Here is a 14,827-nt window from a genome sequence, read left to right on the forward strand (position 1 = left end):
GTCAAATCGTACGCTGGGTCAGGTGACCCATGAACCGACATTCGGTCGAATCCATCCTCCGGGATAGGTGCAGCAGGGCCGTAATCGGGCGTAAAGTCGGTTAGTTGGCTCGGCGACGGGCCAGAAGTCGGCGCGCGCGGTGCTTGCCGCGGTAGGAGCACGGAGCTGCATGTCACGCAGAGTGGTGAATCTGACGCTGGACACCCTGGAGGACCTGCCCAAGGGGTGTCGGAACTGCGTGTTCTGGGAGCTTGATCCGGTTTCGGCCGAGCGCGCCTGCGCCGCCGGGGATCCGGGGCTGGAGAAGGAGGCGTGGGTCTCGCAGACCCTGCTGGAGTGGGGCTCCTGCGGCAAGATCGCGTACGTCGACGGCATGCCGGCCGGGTTCGTGCTCTACGCCCCGCCGATGTACGTGCCGCGTGGCAACGCCTTCCCCACCTCGCCGGTCTCCCCCGACGCGGTGCAGCTGATGACGGCGCACGTGGTGGCCGCGTTCGCCGGGGGCGGGCTGGGCCGGGTGCTGATCCAGTCGGTGGCCCGCGACCTCACCAAGCGCGGCGTCAAGGCGATCGAGGCGTTCGGCGACGCGAAGTTCGGCGAGCACGCCGAGGAGGACTCGCGGCAGTTCAGCTGCCTCGCCCCGGCCGACTTCTTCCTCGCCGTGGGCTTCAAGACGGTCCGCCCGCACCCGCGCTTCCCGCGGCTGCGGATGGAGCTGCGGACCGCGCTGTCGTGGAAGTCCGACGTCGAGTACGCGCTGGAGAAGCTGCTCGGCTCGATGAGCCCGGAGCTGCTGCGCCCCGGCGTGCGCCCGGCCGTGCGCGGCACCACCAATTAGCGGCGCCCACCGACCAGGCGCCGCCAGACGGTCGTGCGGTCAGGTCCGGGGCAGCGGGGCGCGGGCGGCCAGATCGGCCCGGTCGGCGGCAGCCCGTCCCGAGGCCCAACCGGCCAGGTTGCCGATCCGCGCCGCGCCGGTCACCCGGTTCGGGAACAGCTCGTCGAACGCCGTGCTGACCGCCTCGTTGCGCGCGGCGAGCACGGGCACCAGGTCCGTGCCGGCCGCCGCTTCGGCGTGGCCCTCCTCGGCGGCCTCGGCCAGCCGCTCGCCGATGCGGTCGGCGTACGCGCTCAGGAACGCCTGCCGGAACGAGCGCACGTCGTTGCGGCCATAGCGGTCCGGCCGGGCGTTCGCGGCGGTCATCGCCCGCACCGCCTGCACCAGCAGCGAGGTGTAGAGCAGCTCGACGGCGTCCAGGTCGGGCTCGAAGCCGACCATGGTGCTCAGGCCGTACTCCTTGAAGTTCACCGCGCGGCAGTTGTTGGCCCTCGCGACGACCTGGAGCAGCAGCGCCTTCGGGCCCTCGTACGGGTTGGCGATGACGATGCGCCGGGTGTCCGGGCCGTCGCCGCCGCCCGCGGTGGCGTCCAGCAGCGCGTGGTCGATGCTGTGCCGGGCCATCAGCTGCTGGGCCTTGGCGGTGAACGCCTCCGCCTCCTCAGGGAAGCCGGTCGACTCGGCCTTGGCCAGCAGCGCCCGGATGCGGTCCAGCATGCGCTGGTCGGCGGCCTGCGTCGCGCGGCTCGCGCTGCGCCGGGGCGGGATGGGCGTACCCGGCGCGTGCCCGGCCTTCTCCAGCCGCGGCAGCTCGTGGTGGATCCAGCGCATCAGCTCGAACGCGCCGCCGAGCACCTTCAGCCGGTCCAGCCCGTGCCGCTGCCCGAACGCCGCCAGGTGCTCCTCGTCGGCGCCCCACCAGACGGCCGCCTCCAGCACCTCCAGCTGCGAGTGCCAGCGGCCGGTGACGGTCTCGGGGGCGTGTGCCCGCATCCGGCCCGCGCTGGCGTCGCTCAGCAGGCGGATCATCCATGCGGTCACGGCGGCCGGAGCCTTCACCTTGGCGGCGAAGCGGCGCAGGGCGTGGTCCAGCTCCGCCGGCTGCCAGTTCAGGTCCCACGCGTGCTGCACCGCCAGCCCGGTCGCGTGCAGGGCGGCGGCGCCGACCGCGCCGGAGTCCAGGGTGCTCGCGTACACGTCATCGCAGGCCTTGCGGAAGGCGCGGTGGTCGCGGCGGTGCAGCGCGCCGGTGACCTCGGCGAACATCCGGTCGGCGTAGCGGCGGTGCGTGGCGGCGCCGTCGGTGGAAGGGGTCGTGGCGGTCATGAGCTGGGCAGCGCCATCCGTAGCGCGCTCACGTCGATGGTGCCGGTCTTCACGTCGATCTCGACCGGGTAGTACATGCGCTGCACCGCGGCGACGATCGCCTCGACCACCCGCTCGCGGAACATCGGGTCGATGAGCTGGGCCCGGTCCTTGGGCGAGGTGAGGTAGCCGACGTCGACGCGCACCGCGGGCATGCGGGTGTAGCGCAGCAGCTCCCAGGTCTTGGCGTGGGTGTGGCAGTTGCGCAGGCCGGTGCGGGCCACGATCTCCCGCTGGACCAGCCCGGCCAGCCGCTCCCCCATCGTCGAGGTGACGCCGTTCTCGGTGCCGTAGTGATAGGTGGCGACGCCGTCCGCCTGCGGGTTGTGGTGGCCGTCGATGTGCAGGGAGATCAGCAGGTCGGCGCCCAGCTCGTTGGCGAGCTGGGCGCGGTCCAGGTCGCTGGGCGCCTCGATGGGCAGCGGGCCGCGGGTGAGGTGCACACGCATGCCAGCCGCGGCGAGCCGGCCCTCCAGCCGGGTGGCCAGGTCGTACGCCAGGTCCGACTCGGTCCAGCGCAACGGGCCGTCCGGCACCACCACGCCCGGGTCCGAGCCGCCGTGCCCGGGGTCGATGATGATCTGCCGCCCGACCAGGCTGGGGCCGGTGTGCCGGAAGGTGACCTCCTCGCGCAGTTTCAGCGGGGAGCCGCCGACCACCTTGCGGCCGAGGCGGCGCAGCATGTGCAGGGTCTCCGGGCCGCACGAGCCGTCCGGGGCGAGGCCCATCTCGCGCTGGAACGCCGACAGCGCGCGAGCCGTGCGCGGCCCGTACGTGCCGTCGGTGCGGCCGACGTCGTAGCCCATCTCCAGCAGCCGTTCCTGGAGCTGGCGCACGTCGTCGCCGCGCAGCGGGTTGGTGACGCTGTAGTAGAGGATGCGGGCGCCCAGCGTCCACCGGGCGGCGTCCAGGGCACGCCAGGTCTCCGCGCCCACCTCCCCGTCGACGGAGAGCCCACGGTCCTGCTGGAAGGCGCGCACGGCCCGCTCCGTGGCCGGGTCGAAGAACTCCGCCTCGGCGGGGTCGGGGGCCGGCGGCAGCAGGCGGAGCGCGACGAGAATCGACCGGATCTCGGTGACGGCCGGGCCGCGCTCACCGCGCTTGATGGCTCGCACGACGGACCTCCTGGGAAACCTCACAAATGCCACCGGAGCCTACCGCGCCGTGCCGGTGGGTGGTGAGTCTCGAACCTGGCTCGAAACGGCGCGCCGCCCGGTTCGCGGCATTACCTGTCATGATCGCGTACCCGGAACCGGCCCGGAACATGTCGCGGGGCCCTGAGCAGCAGCTCAGAGCCCCGCGCGACGCGCCTGTGGCGCTGAGTCAGAGTGCCGACTCGATGAGCCGGACGATGTCGCCCTTGGGCTTGGCGCCCGCGACCGACTGCACCGGCTGGCCGCCCTTGAACAGGGTCAGCGTCGGCACCGACATCACCCGGTAGGCCCGCGCGGTCTCCGGGTTGGCGTCGATGTCCAGCTTCACGATCGTGACCTGGTCGGCCATCTCGCGCGCGATCTCCTCGAGCACCGGCGCGACCTTGCGGCACGGGCCGCACCACTCGGCCCAGAAGTCCACCAGCACCGGCTTGTCGGACTGCAGTACGTCACTGACGAACGTGGCGTCGGTGACCGCCTTCGCGGATCCCATTCGGGTCTCTCCCATCTCAGAAAACTCTGTTACGTCGTGTGTGTCGCGCTCAGTGCGCGAGGAAGCGCTCCGCGTCGAGGGCCGCGGTGCAGCCGGTGCCGGCCGCCGTGATGGCCTGGCGGTAGGTGTGGTCGACCAGGTCGCCCGCGGCGAACACGCCGGGGAGGTCGGTGCGCGAGCTCGGGGAGTCGACCTTCACGTAGCCCTCGTCGTCCATGGCCACCTGGCCGCGGAACATCTCGCTGCGCGGGTCGTGGCCGATGGCGACGAACACGCCGCTGGTGGGCAGCTCGCGCTGCTCGCCGGTGACCACGTTGTGCACGCGGACCGCGGAGACCTTGCCGTCGGTGCCGAGGACCTCGTCGATCACGGTGTTCCACTCGACCGAGATCTTCTCGTTGGCCAGGGCGCGCTCCGCCATGATCTTGCTGGCGCGGAACTCGTCGCGCCGGTGGATGATCGTCACGTGCTCGGCGAAGCGGGTGAGGAAGGTCGCCTCCTCCATCGCCGAGTCGCCGCCGCCCACCACCACGATGCGCTGGCCCCGGAAGAAGAAGCCGTCGCAGGTGGCGCAGGACGACACGCCGTGGCCGAGCAGCTCCTGCTCGCCGGGCACGCCCAGCGGGCGCCAGGCCGAGCCGGTGGAGAGGATGACGGCGCGGGCCTTGTACTCCCGGTCGCCGACCCAGACGCTCTTCACGTCGCCGGACAGCTCGACCCGGGTCGCGTTGTCGGTGATGAACTCGGTGCCGAAGCGCTCCGCCTGCTTGCGCATCTGGTCCATCAGCTCCGGGCCCATGACGCCGTCCGGGAAGCCGGGGAAGTTCTCCACCTCGGTGGTGGTCATGAGCGCACCGCCCGACTCCACGCCCTCGATGAGCAGCGGCTTCAGGTTGGCACGCGCTGCGTACACGGCCGCGGTGTAGCCGGCCGGACCCGAGCCGACGATGATCAGGTTTCGGACGTTCTCCACGAGACGCGCTCCCTAGGATCGACACGAACGTTCGCGCCGTGCTTGTCGCAGGCTGAAACGCCATCGTACGGAGCGAGCATTCCGTTGCGGCCCCAGCGGTGGGTCAGCTCACTGTGTCTAGTCGCGTGGCGCGCGGAACAGCTCGTCAGGACCGTTCACGCCGCAGCCCGGACCGGCCACGAACCAGTAGCCGGCGGTGGCCGTGTCGACCATCATGACCAGGGCCGGCCGGCCCTCGAAGTGGGCGAAGTCGACCGAGGTCACCGTGCCCGGCACCGCTGTCCGCACCGCATCGAGGCATTGGGCGAGCGCCGCGGGTGAGCCCGTGAGGCGCTCGAGCCCGGCCGGTGCCTTCAGGTGGTTGCGCATGGCGGTGGCATCGTCGGGGGTGGTCAGCAGCTCCGGGGCGGAGCTGTCCTTGGCCGACGCCAGGGCGCGCACCCCCTCGTGCATCTGCTCGCGCCGGTAGTCGGTCCCGCTGGCGTTCGCGGGCACCAGCCCGGCCGCCGCCGGGGCCGCCGCGGGAGCGTCCGCCATCGTGCCCGCCTCCTGCGCCGACATGCCGAGCGAGCCCAGCGGCAGCACGATCCCGGCCAGCGCGAGCACGCCCGCCGCGACCGCCGTGGGCATCACCCAGCGGCGCCGGGGACGCCTGGCGGCGCTGGGGCGGGCAGGCCGGTCGGACCTGTCCAGGGTCCGCTCGCCCACCCCGGAGCGCGGCGCCACGGGGGGCACCGGCGCGAACTCGGGCGAGGCCAGCAGGGCGTCGAAGCGGGCGGCCACGTCCGCGGGCATGGGCTCCGGTGTGGCGGAGAGCACGGTCAGATCCGCCGAGACCAGAGCGAGCGCGCCGCGCAGCTCGTCGGCGGCGGCCTGCCACGCCGGGTCCGCGGCGATCAGCTCGGCGATGCGGGTTTCGTCCGGGGTGCCCTCCAGCGCGCCGCCGACGTAGTCGGCCAGCAGATCATGATCGACTGTGGTCATGGGAGCCCCCTTTCGGTGCGAAGTCCTGCGTCCGTGTCCCTCCGACGTCAGGTGCGGCGTTCAGGTTGCGTAGGTGACCCAACATCACAGCGAGCCGGGCCCGGCCCCGTGAGCAGCGGCTCTTGACGGTGCCCTCGGCCACACCCATCATCTCGGCCACCTCGGCCACCGAGTAGCCCTGCAGGTCCACCAGGACCAGGGCGGCCCGCTGCTCGTACGGCAGCTCGGCCAGCGCGGCCCGCACCACCATCGCGGTGTCGTGGTCGGTGCTGGGCGCCGCCGGCTCGTTGCGGGCCGCGCCGTGGCGGTCGTCCTCCTCCGCGCCGGCCTGGCCGGGCAGCGGCAGGGTGAAGTGGGCCTGGCGCCGCCGCAGCCGGTCGACGCAGGCGTTCACCACGATGCGGTGCAGCCAGGTGGTCACGGCGGCCTCGCCGCGGAACCGGGCCGCGGCGCGGTGCGCGGAGAGCATCGCCTCCTGCAGCGCGTCCGCGGCGTCCTCGCGATCGTTGGTGGTGCGCAGCGCTACGGCCCAGAGCCGGTCGCGGTGGCGGCGGAACAGCACCCCGAAGGCGTCGGGCTCGCCGGCGGCATGGGCCGCCAGCAGCTCCTCGTCCGTACGGGGGTCCGGCCCGGTCACTGCACCTCTACCACGATCTCCTGCACGCCGACGCGGAACCGGCCGGCGTCCTCCGAGTCCGGGGGCAGCTGCGAGATCCAGATCATCAGGAACTGGTACGGCGTGGTCGTGTCGGTGGAGAACACCATGGTGCTGCCGGAGTCCGGCCCGAACACGGTTGCGCTCTCGACCGGCTTGAACGTGGCGACGATGGTCTGGTCGCCGGCCTTGGTCATCGGCGCGTCGGTCGGGCCCGCCTGCAGCGTCGCCGAGGTGCCGGTGTCGGTGAGCTGCACCTTCACGCTGGAGATGATCTGCGGCTGGTCCAGCTTGATGAGGATGCCGAGGCCCTTCTTCTGCTGGCCCACGGCGCCGAAGTTCTGCTTGTACCAGCTGGTGCGCCACTGCGTGGTCACCTTGCCGTCGACCAGGTTGGGGGCGTCCTTGGCGGAGTCGCGGTCGCCCACCGGGTCGACGATGCGGACCTGGTCGCCGCGCAGGTTGAGCACGCGGGGCTGCGGCGCGGCGGACTCGGCCGGGGCGGCCGACACGGTCGGCGACGGGCTCGCGGTGGGCTCCTCGGCCCCGGCGTTGAGCGCGCGTACGGCGAACACCAGGCCCGCGACGACCAGCGCCAGGGCGACGCCGCCGACGGCCATCAGCTTCGGGGTCGCGGCGCGCGGGGTGGGCTCGGCCGGGTCCTCGGCGAAGCGCAGCGTGCCGTTGCCGCCGAGCAGCAGCCGCTCGCCGGTGTCCAGCCGGGCCAGCTCGGAGGTCAGCACCTGCGCGGTGGGCAGCGCGAGCTTCCCGTCGAGCAGGTCCATCACGAGATCGTCGAGGTAGGTCGGGACGCCGGCGCGGACCTGCCGCGGGGCGACCAGGGTGCCGGTGCTGTCGCGGCGGCCGTCGGGCAGCGCGGAGCGCCCCGCCTCGGCCTTCGGCCAGTGGCCGGTGAGCATGAAGTACGCCACGCCGCCGAGGCCGCGCACGTCGGCCTCGTTGCTGGTGTGGTCGTCGACCCGGGCGTCGGCGAGCACGACCCGGCCGTCGTTGGCGACCAGGACCGTGCCGGGGTGCACGTTGCCGTGCGCCATGCCGCTGGCGTGCAGCGCGGACACCGCGTCGGCGACCGCGTGCAGCACGGACGTGGCGCGTTCGGCGTCGAACGGGCCCTCCTCGGCGACCAGGTCGCGCAGGGCGGTGCCCTCGATCCACTCGCGGATGACGTACGCCCGCTCGCCCTCGTCGATGGCGTCGTAGACGCCGATCAGGTTCGGGTGCACCACCCGGCTCGCGGTGACCGCGGCGGAGAGCATCTCCTCGGCGGAGGCGCCGCCCGGCGTACGCAGCACGAGTGCGACCGGCCGGCGCAGCACCACGTCGACCCCGCGCCAGACCTGACGGCCGGCGCTGTCGTTGTTGATGTGCTCCTCCAGGCGGTAGCGCTCGGCCAGCACATCGCCGACCGCGAGCCCGCCCAGGGGTTCGGCAGCCGACCCGGCCGCGGATGGCCCCTCGCCGACCTGGGTCACCCCGTCCTCCCTCAGTGATGCAGTCGCAATGTGCCGTCGGTGCCGCCATGGATCGGACTCAGCCCGCACGTGGAGGCCGTCGCATTGTCGTCCGCTATCTAGAGAGCCTAGGCGTTCCGCTCGGTTGCCGAGTGCGACCTTACAGCTATCTGACGAATCGGCGCAGCCGCAGAGGGCCCCTCCGAAGACTCGAACCGGTATCGGTCGGCGGCCCGGATGGGCGGTGTGGGTGGCACAAAATAGCTACGCTTCCTCCATATCGGGCAAATCTGACAGGGAGCGGCGTGATGGTGGACGCGGCGGCGGTACGGGCCGGATACGCCTTCGACGGCCCGGCGGTCGAGCTCGGCGCGCTGGTCGGCGCCGACGGCAAGGCCCTGCCCGACTGCCCGGTCCGGGTCCCGCTGGCCGTGCTCAACCGGCACGGGCTGGTCGCCGGGGCCACCGGCACGGGCAAGACGAAGACCCTCCAGGTGCTCGCCGAGCAGCTGTCCGCCGCCGGGGTGCCGGTGTTCCTCGCCGACATCAAGGGCGACGTCAGCGGCATGGCCGCCCCCGCCGTGCCGAACGACCGGATCACCGAGCGGATGGCCGAGCTGGGGCAGCCGTGGGTGCCCGCCGCGTACCCGTGCGAGTTCCTCACCCTGGGCGGCAAGGGCGTCGGCGTGCCCGTCCGGGCCACCGTGACCGACTTCGGGCCGCTGCTGCTGGCCAAGGTGATGGACCTGACCGAGGTGCAGACCTCCTCGCTCAACCTCGTCTTCCACTTCGCCGACGCCAAGGGCCTGCCGCTGGTCGACGTGAAGGATCTGCGCTCGGTGATCCAGTACCTGGTGTCCGCGGAGGGCGCCGCCGAGCTGAAGAGCCTCGGCGGGCTGTCCAAGCAGACCGCCGGGGTGCTGCTGCGGGAGCTGATCGGGTTCAGCGACGCGGGCGCGGACGCGTTCTTCGGCGAGCCCGAGTTCGCCACCACCGACCTGCTGCGCACCGCGCCCGACGGCCGGGGCATGGTCACCGTGCTGGAGCTGCCCGGCGTGGTCGCCCAGCCCGCGCTGTTCTCCTCATTCCTGATGTGGCTGCTCGCCGACCTCTACCAGGAGCTGCCCGAGGTCGGCGATCCGGACAAACCCAAGCTGGTCTTCTTCTTCGACGAGGCGCACCTGCTGTTCAAGGACGCCTCCAAGGCGTTCCTGGAGTCGATCACCCAGACGGTGCGGCTCATCCGGTCCAAGGGCGTCGGGGTCTTCTTCGTCACGCAGACCCCCAAGGACGTGCACGCCGACGTGCTCGCCCAGCTCGGCAGCCGGGTCCAGCACGCGCTGCGGGCGTACACGCCCGACGACGCGAAGGCGCTCAAGGCGACCGCTTCCACGTTCCCGAAGTCGGGCTACGACCTGGAGGAGGTGCTGACGCAGCTCGGCACCGGCGAGGCGATCGTGACCGTGCTCAGCGAGAAGGGCGCGCCGACACCCGTCGCGTGGACCCGGCTGCGCGCGCCCCGGTCGCTCATGGCCGCCGCGGACCCGGCCGTGCTGGCCGCGATCACGGCGGGCTCGCCGCTGGGCGCGAAGTACAACCAGCCCGTGGACCGCGAGTCGGCGTACGAGATGCTCGCCGCCCGCCTCGCCCCGCCGCCCGCGCCCGCCCAGGCCCCCGCTCCCCCGCCGCAGGCCAAGCCCGAGCCGAACCTCGCCACCCAGATCCTCGGCTCCAAGACCACCAAACGCCTGCTCACGACCGCTGCTGCCGCCGCCGGCACCGCCATCATCCGCTCCATCTTCGGCACCCGCCGCCGCTGACGAAGGCAAGGAAGGGCACCTTCTTATCGCTTTCCGTAGAGGAAGGGCACCTTCTTAACCCGCGGCTTGCGCGGGCTCCGCCGCCAGCGGCAGGCTACGCCGCGATGATGGGTGTCTCGTGTCGGAAGATGCGGTCTGGCCTCACGTTCCGACACGAAACACTGATCACGGCAGAGAGCGAGGCCGCAGTTTCCGGGAAACCGCGGCCTCGCTGAACAGCGTGCCGGTCAGCGGCCGAGCTTGCGGCGGACCATGCCGAGGACGTCCTGGACCTCGCCGATCCTGAGGGCGAGCGCGGCGGCGCCGTACACGCCGCAGATCACGATGCCGCCGGTGGCGAGGGTGACCCAGCTGGTGAACCCGCTCACCTCGGACTGCGTGGCGCCCATGAACAGCAGCTTGACGGTGCCGTAGCCGGCCGCCGCGGCGATCAGCGCGGCCACCACGACCTTGGCCACGGTGACCGAGATCCGGCGCAGGCCGATCAGGCCGATCCGGCGCTTGAGCAGGGCGGCCGAGAGCAGCGCCGCGAACACGTACGAGACGGCGTTGCCCAGCATCATGCCGACCGCGGTGGTGGCCGCGGCGAACGCCGCCCACCAGCCCAGCTGGATCGCCAGCCGCATGGTGATCACCGGCAGGTTGATCAGCGCCGGGGTCTTCGTGTCCTGCAGCGAGTAGTAGCTGAAGTTGAACAGCTGGCTGATCGCGAAGGGCAGCAGCGCCAGCCCGGCCATGGCCAGCACGGGCGCGGTCTGGATGGAGTCCGCCCGGTGGAAGGCCCCGCGCTCGAACAGCGCGATGGAGATGGGCAGCGCCAGCACCACGTAGGTGACCGCGACCGGCGCGAGCATGACCACCACGGTGCGGATGCCCTTGCTGAGGTCGGCGGCGATGTCCGCGGCCCGGCCCTCGGACGCGGCGGCGCTCATCCGCGGCAGCAGCGCGGTGATGATCGAGACCGCCACGATGCCGTGGGCCATCATCATCAGCAGGAACACGTTGTTGTAGATCATGGGACCGGCCCCGCCCACGTGACCGGCCCGGTTCAGCAGGTTCGTCAGCACCAGCAGCGCCAGCTGGTTGACGATCACGTAGCAGAACATCCAGCCGCCGACCGTCGCCAGCCGGCGCAGGCCCAGTTCGCGGAAGTCGAAGCGGGCGCGCCACCGGAAGCCGACCTTGCGCAGCGCGGGCAGCAGGCCCAGCGCCTGCACCACGATGCCCAGCAGCACGCCGCCGCCCAGCACCAGGATGCGGGCCGGGGTCATCTGCTCCGGGTCGATCTGCGCGTCGCCGAAGACCACCAGGTAGGTGACGCCGGTGGCGATCACCACGGCGTTGTTCAGGATCGGGGTCCACATGGGGGCGGCGAACTGGCCCCGGGTGTTGAGCACCGCGCTGCACAGACCGGTCAGACCGTAGAAGAAGATCGTCGGCAGCATCAGGTACGACAGCGTGGTGATCAGGTGCTTCTGCGCGTCGGTGGCCTCGTCGCTGGCGTACGCGATGGTCAGCAGCGGGGCGCAGATCACCGCGAGCACCGTGGTGATGCCCAGCACGATCACGGCGAGGGTGAGCAGGCGCTGCGTGTAGGCCTGGCCCCGGTCCGGGTCGCTCTTGCGCGCGCGGACCAGCATCGGCACCAGCACGCTGGAGAGGATGCCGCCGAGCAGCAGCTCGTAGATCATCCCGGGGAAGATCTGCGCGGTGGTGTACGCGTTGCCGACCAGGCCGCCGCCGAGCGCCGCCGCCATGACCGCGGTACGCAGGAAGCCGGTGCCCCGGCTGACCAGCGACCCGATCGCCATCATGGCCGAGTTGCCGGCCGCCCCCTTGTGCTCCTCCTCGAAACTGGGCTCGGCCGACGCCTCCAGCTCTTCGGCGGGCAGCCCGGCAGACACCACCCTCGGCATGACGGTGGTGTTCTCGGAGTCGATCGGGGGGGTGCGATCGGGGGCTGTCATGGGATGCACCATACCTGCGAACGGCCATGACCAGCCTCCCCAGTAGGCTGGATGATCGATGTCGCCCTCACCTGAACTCTCCGCCGCACAGCGCAACGCCGTCACCGAGCTGTTGCGTGTCTCACCCGTCGCCGACGAGCTCGGCCGCCGCTTCGCCAAGGCCGGATTCGAGCTGCACCTCGTCGGCGGCTCCGTCCGGGACGCGCTGCTCGGCCGGCTCGGCGACGACCTCGACTTCTGCACCGACGCCCGCCCCGAGGACACCCTGAAGATCATCAAGGGCTGGGCCGAGGCGACCTGGGAGACCGGACGCGAGTTCGGCACCATCGGGCTGCAGCGCGGCGGGCTCCGGCTGGAGATCACCACCTACCGGGCGGAGTCCTACGACGGGGTGAGCCGCAACCCGCTCGTGCAGTACGGCGACAACCTGCACGACGACCTGGTCCGGCGCGACTTCACGATCAACGCGATGGCGGTCAGCCTGCCCGGCCACGAGTTCGCCGACCCGTTCGGCGGCCTGCAGGACCTGGCCGCGCGGGTGATCCGGACGCCGGGCACCCCGGCGCAATCGTTCGGCGACGACCCGCTGCGCATGCTGCGCGCCGCCCGGTTCGCCGCGCAGCTGCGGTTCGACCTCGACCCCGCGGTGCGTACGGCGATGGAGCACATGGCCGCCGACCTGGACCGGATCACCGCCGAGCGGATCCGCGACGAGGTCTCCAAGCTGCTGCTCGGCGCCGACCCGGTGACCGGGCTGCGGCTGCTCGTCGACACCGGCCTGGCCGACCGCTTCCTGCCGGAGCTGGCCGGGCTGAAGCTGGAGATCGACGAGCACGCCCAGCACAAGGACGTGTACGAGCACACCCTCAAGGTGGTCAGCAACGCCGCCGGGTACGACACCGCCGACGGCGGCCCCGACCTGATCCTGCGCCTGGCCGCGCTGCTGCACGACATCGGCAAGCCGGCCACCAAGGCGGTCGGCGCCGACGGCGGGGTCAGCTTCCACCACCACGAGATGGTCGGCGCCCGCATGGCCAAGACCCGGCTCAAGGCGCTCAAGTACCCCAAGGACGTGATCGGGCCGGTGGTCGCGCTGGTCGGGCTGCACCTGCGCTTCTACGGGTACGGCCGCGGCGAGTGGACCGACTCGGCCGTGCGGCGGTACGTCACCGACGCGGGCGACCAGCTCTCCCGCCTCCACAAGCTCACCCGCTCCGACTGCACCACGCGCAACAAGCGCAAGGCGGCCCTGCTCGCCGCCGATTACGACGCGCTGGAGCAGCGCATCACCCGCATCCAGGCCGAGGAGGACCTGGCCCGGGTGCGCCCCGACCTGGACGGCAACGCGATCATGGAGCTGCTCGGCGTCCCCGCCGGTCCCATCGTCGGCCGCGCCTGGAAGCACCTGAAGGAGCTGCGCCTGGAACGCGGCCCCCTCGACCGCGCCGAGGCCGAGGCCGAACTCCAGCGCTGGGCCCGCGCCGAGGGCCTCCTCCCCTGACCCTCCCCCGCCGCCGACCGTGCGGCACTCGGCCGGACCGGACCAGGCCGTCAAGATCGTCCAACTTGCCTGGCACTTGGGCGTATGCGGCCGCAAGATACGCCGAAGTGCCAGGCAAGTCGAGTGATCTTGGCGGGCGCGCGGCGGGTCAGGACTTGTAGACGGTGGGGGTGGTGTCCGGGTCGGGTGGGGTGGTGGCCAGGCGGGCGGTGGTGGTCCAGTACCAGGCGGCGAGGAGGACGAAGGCCGTCGAGGTGATCACCAGGGCGATCGCGGACTTGCCGTTGCCGGGCAGGGTGAGCGCGGCCGTGAACAGGCCGCCCACGAAGCACAGGTTGAACGCGGTGTCGTTGACGCTGAACACCCGCCCCCGGTAGACGTCCGCGCACTCGTGCTGGATGGTCGCGTCGACCAGGATCTTCATGCTCTGCGAGGCGACGTTCACCAGGAACACCGCGACCAGCAGCAGCGGCGCGACGAACGGCAGCCCGCAGACCAGCACCACCACGCCGACGGCGGCGACCGCGCCGGTCAGCCAGCGCCGCGCGTCCCACCAGCGCACCGCGAGCGGGGTGAGCACGGCGGCGACGGCCGCCCCGGCGGCCCCGAACAGGACCACCAGCCCCAATTGCCCCATCGACTGCGCCGCTCCGGACAGCTCCGTCGCGGTGCGCTCGGCCGCCTTGCCGAAGTAGCGGCTGTAGAGCAGGAGCACGGCGAGCGTGAGCACGCCGTAGAGGAAGCGGTAGGCCGACTGCAGGACCATGATCCGGGCGGCCCTGCCGCGCGAGGCCAGGTGTCTGGCGCCGCTGATCATGCCCCGGAACACCACGACCACGGCGGCCCGGATGCTGTCGGTGGCCCGCTCGTGCGCGTCGGGGCCCAGCTCGTCGCGCCGGAAGAAGCGCCGGGCCAGCAGGCCGGAGGCGAGGTAGCCCAGGGCGGCGGTGGCGGCGATGAGGCCGTACCCGTGCCGGTCGGTGCCGACCAGTTGCAGCGCGACGACGGACGCGGCGGTGAACAGGCCGATCGAGTAGCAGATGGTCCCCAGCGTGGACGCGAGCGCGTTCGCGGGCACCAGCTTGCGTTCCTCGACCACGTGGGGCAGCGACGCGGACAGGCCCGCGAGGAAGAACCGGTTGATCGCGATGACGATCAGGGCGCAGACCGCGAACCCGAGCCCCTGCAGCCCGGACCAGAGCAGCGCGGCCGCGGGCAGCACCATCACGGCGCGGGCCAGGTTGGCCGTGGACAGCGAGGCGCGCCGGTCCCAGCGGTCCAGCAACACGCCGACATACGGCCCGAGCAGCGAGTACGGCAGCAGCAGGATGGCGAACCCGGCGGCGATCGCGACCGGGCTGGACTGGCGGTCGGGGTTGAACAGCAGCGACCCGGCCAGGCCCGCCTGGAACCAGCCGTCGGCGATCTGGCTGGTGAGCCGCACCCCGAGCAGGCGCCGGAACGGCGCGCCGGTCAGGATCGCGCGGGAGGTGGCGGCGACCCGCCGGCTCTCGGTCGCGTTCGGGATCACGGGGTGGGGCACGTCACCACCCTACGTGGCGCGCGTGGCCCGCAGGGGAACGCTGCGGACGTTCCCACCGGCGA

At 72.1% G+C, this 14,827-nt stretch carries 12 protein-coding genes; 3 read left to right on the plus strand and 9 right to left on the minus strand.

The window, feature by feature from the left end:
• Window positions 1-169 precede the first annotated feature (169 nt).
• The gene (locus CS0771_RS06665; protein WP_212840227.1) at window positions 170-838 is read left to right on the plus strand and encodes a GNAT family N-acetyltransferase; all 669 of its coding nucleotides are present in this window, start codon (window positions 170-172) and stop codon (window positions 836-838) included.
• 39 nt (window positions 839-877) lie between these two features.
• Here CS0771_RS06665 and CS0771_RS06670 read toward each other — a convergent pair whose 3' ends face one another.
• The 7 genes from CS0771_RS06670 to CS0771_RS06700 form a co-directional block, all read right to left on the minus strand.
• Entirely contained in the window at window positions 878-2,164 is a 1,287-nt protein-coding gene (locus CS0771_RS06670; RefSeq protein WP_212840228.1) for a DUF2786 domain-containing protein, read from the minus strand.
• The gene (locus CS0771_RS06675) at window positions 2,161-3,318 is read right to left on the minus strand and encodes an N-acetylmuramoyl-L-alanine amidase (protein WP_212840229.1); all 1,158 of its coding nucleotides are present in this window, start codon (window positions 3,316-3,318) and stop codon (window positions 2,161-2,163) included. Before CS0771_RS06675 ends, CS0771_RS06670 begins: the two co-directional genes overlap by 4 nt.
• 208 nt (window positions 3,319-3,526) lie before the next feature.
• A complete protein-coding gene (trxA, locus tag CS0771_RS06680) occupies window positions 3,527-3,850 on the minus strand; it encodes a thioredoxin (protein ID WP_203752969.1) in 324 nt (107 codons plus the stop codon).
• Between the two features lie 49 nt (window positions 3,851-3,899).
• Window positions 3,900-4,823, minus strand: a complete 924-nt coding sequence (gene trxB, locus CS0771_RS06685; RefSeq protein WP_212840230.1) for a thioredoxin-disulfide reductase — start codon at window positions 4,821-4,823, stop codon at window positions 3,900-3,902.
• Between the two features lie 117 nt (window positions 4,824-4,940).
• Entirely contained in the window at window positions 4,941-5,807 is an 867-nt protein-coding gene (locus CS0771_RS06690; protein ID WP_212840231.1) for a hypothetical protein, read from the minus strand.
• Entirely contained in the window at window positions 5,788-6,444 is a 657-nt protein-coding gene (sigM, locus tag CS0771_RS06695; protein ID WP_212840232.1) for an RNA polymerase sigma factor SigM, read from the minus strand. The genes CS0771_RS06690 and sigM overlap by 20 nt, the downstream gene beginning before the upstream one ends.
• The gene (locus CS0771_RS06700) at window positions 6,441-7,955 is read right to left on the minus strand and encodes a protein kinase family protein (RefSeq protein ID WP_244870644.1); all 1,515 of its coding nucleotides are present in this window, start codon (window positions 7,953-7,955) and stop codon (window positions 6,441-6,443) included. Before CS0771_RS06700 ends, sigM begins: the two co-directional genes overlap by 4 nt.
• Before the next feature lie 287 nt (window positions 7,956-8,242).
• Here CS0771_RS06700 and CS0771_RS06705 point away from each other — a divergent pair, with 287 nt between their 5' ends.
• Complete coding sequence (locus CS0771_RS06705) at window positions 8,243-9,754, plus strand: helicase HerA-like domain-containing protein (protein WP_212840233.1); 1,512 nt, start codon at window positions 8,243-8,245, stop codon at window positions 9,752-9,754.
• Window positions 9,755-9,981: 227 nt separating this feature from the next.
• Here CS0771_RS06705 and murJ read toward each other — a convergent pair whose 3' ends face one another.
• Window positions 9,982-11,721 (minus strand): murein biosynthesis integral membrane protein MurJ, encoded by a 1,740-nt coding sequence (gene murJ / locus CS0771_RS06710; protein WP_244870645.1) that lies wholly within the window; start codon window positions 11,719-11,721, stop codon window positions 9,982-9,984.
• Window positions 11,722-11,779: 58 nt separating this feature from the next.
• On the opposite strand from murJ, the gene CS0771_RS06715 reads away from it, so the two are divergent.
• Window positions 11,780-13,222 (plus strand): CCA tRNA nucleotidyltransferase, encoded by a 1,443-nt coding sequence (locus CS0771_RS06715; protein ID WP_212840235.1) that lies wholly within the window; start codon window positions 11,780-11,782, stop codon window positions 13,220-13,222.
• Window positions 13,223-13,370: 148 nt separating this feature from the next.
• Here the strand turns inward: CS0771_RS06715 and CS0771_RS06720 are convergent, their stop codons facing one another.
• A complete protein-coding gene (locus CS0771_RS06720) occupies window positions 13,371-14,765 on the minus strand; it encodes an MFS transporter (RefSeq protein ID WP_212840236.1) in 1,395 nt (464 codons plus the stop codon).
• Between the last annotated feature and the right edge of the window lie 62 nt (window positions 14,766-14,827).

Origin of the sequence: Catellatospora sp. IY07-71, from assembly GCF_018326265.1 — a bacterium.
Taxonomy (GTDB): Bacteria; Actinomycetota; Actinomycetes; order Mycobacteriales; family Micromonosporaceae; genus Catellatospora.

Excerpts from the sequence above, each read along its gene's own strand:
- murJ (WP_244870645.1), bottom strand. The coding sequence starts at position 11,721 with ATGACAGCCCCCGATCGCACCCCCCCGATCGACTCCGAGAACACCACC.
- trxA (WP_203752969.1), bottom strand. The coding sequence starts at position 3,850 with ATGGGATCCGCGAAGGCGGTCACCGACGCCACGTTCGTCAGTGACGTA.
- CS0771_RS06670 (WP_212840228.1), bottom strand. The coding sequence starts at position 2,164 with ATGACCGCCACGACCCCTTCCACCGACGGCGCCGCCACGCACCGCCGC.
- CS0771_RS06715 (WP_212840235.1), top strand. The coding sequence starts at position 11,780 with ATGTCGCCCTCACCTGAACTCTCCGCCGCACAGCGCAACGCCGTCACC.
- CS0771_RS06690 (WP_212840231.1), bottom strand. The coding sequence starts at position 5,807 with ATGACCACAGTCGATCATGATCTGCTGGCCGACTACGTCGGCGGCGCG.
- CS0771_RS06705 (WP_212840233.1), top strand. The coding sequence starts at position 8,243 with ATGGTGGACGCGGCGGCGGTACGGGCCGGATACGCCTTCGACGGCCCG.
- CS0771_RS06665 (WP_212840227.1), top strand. The coding sequence starts at position 170 with ATGTCACGCAGAGTGGTGAATCTGACGCTGGACACCCTGGAGGACCTG.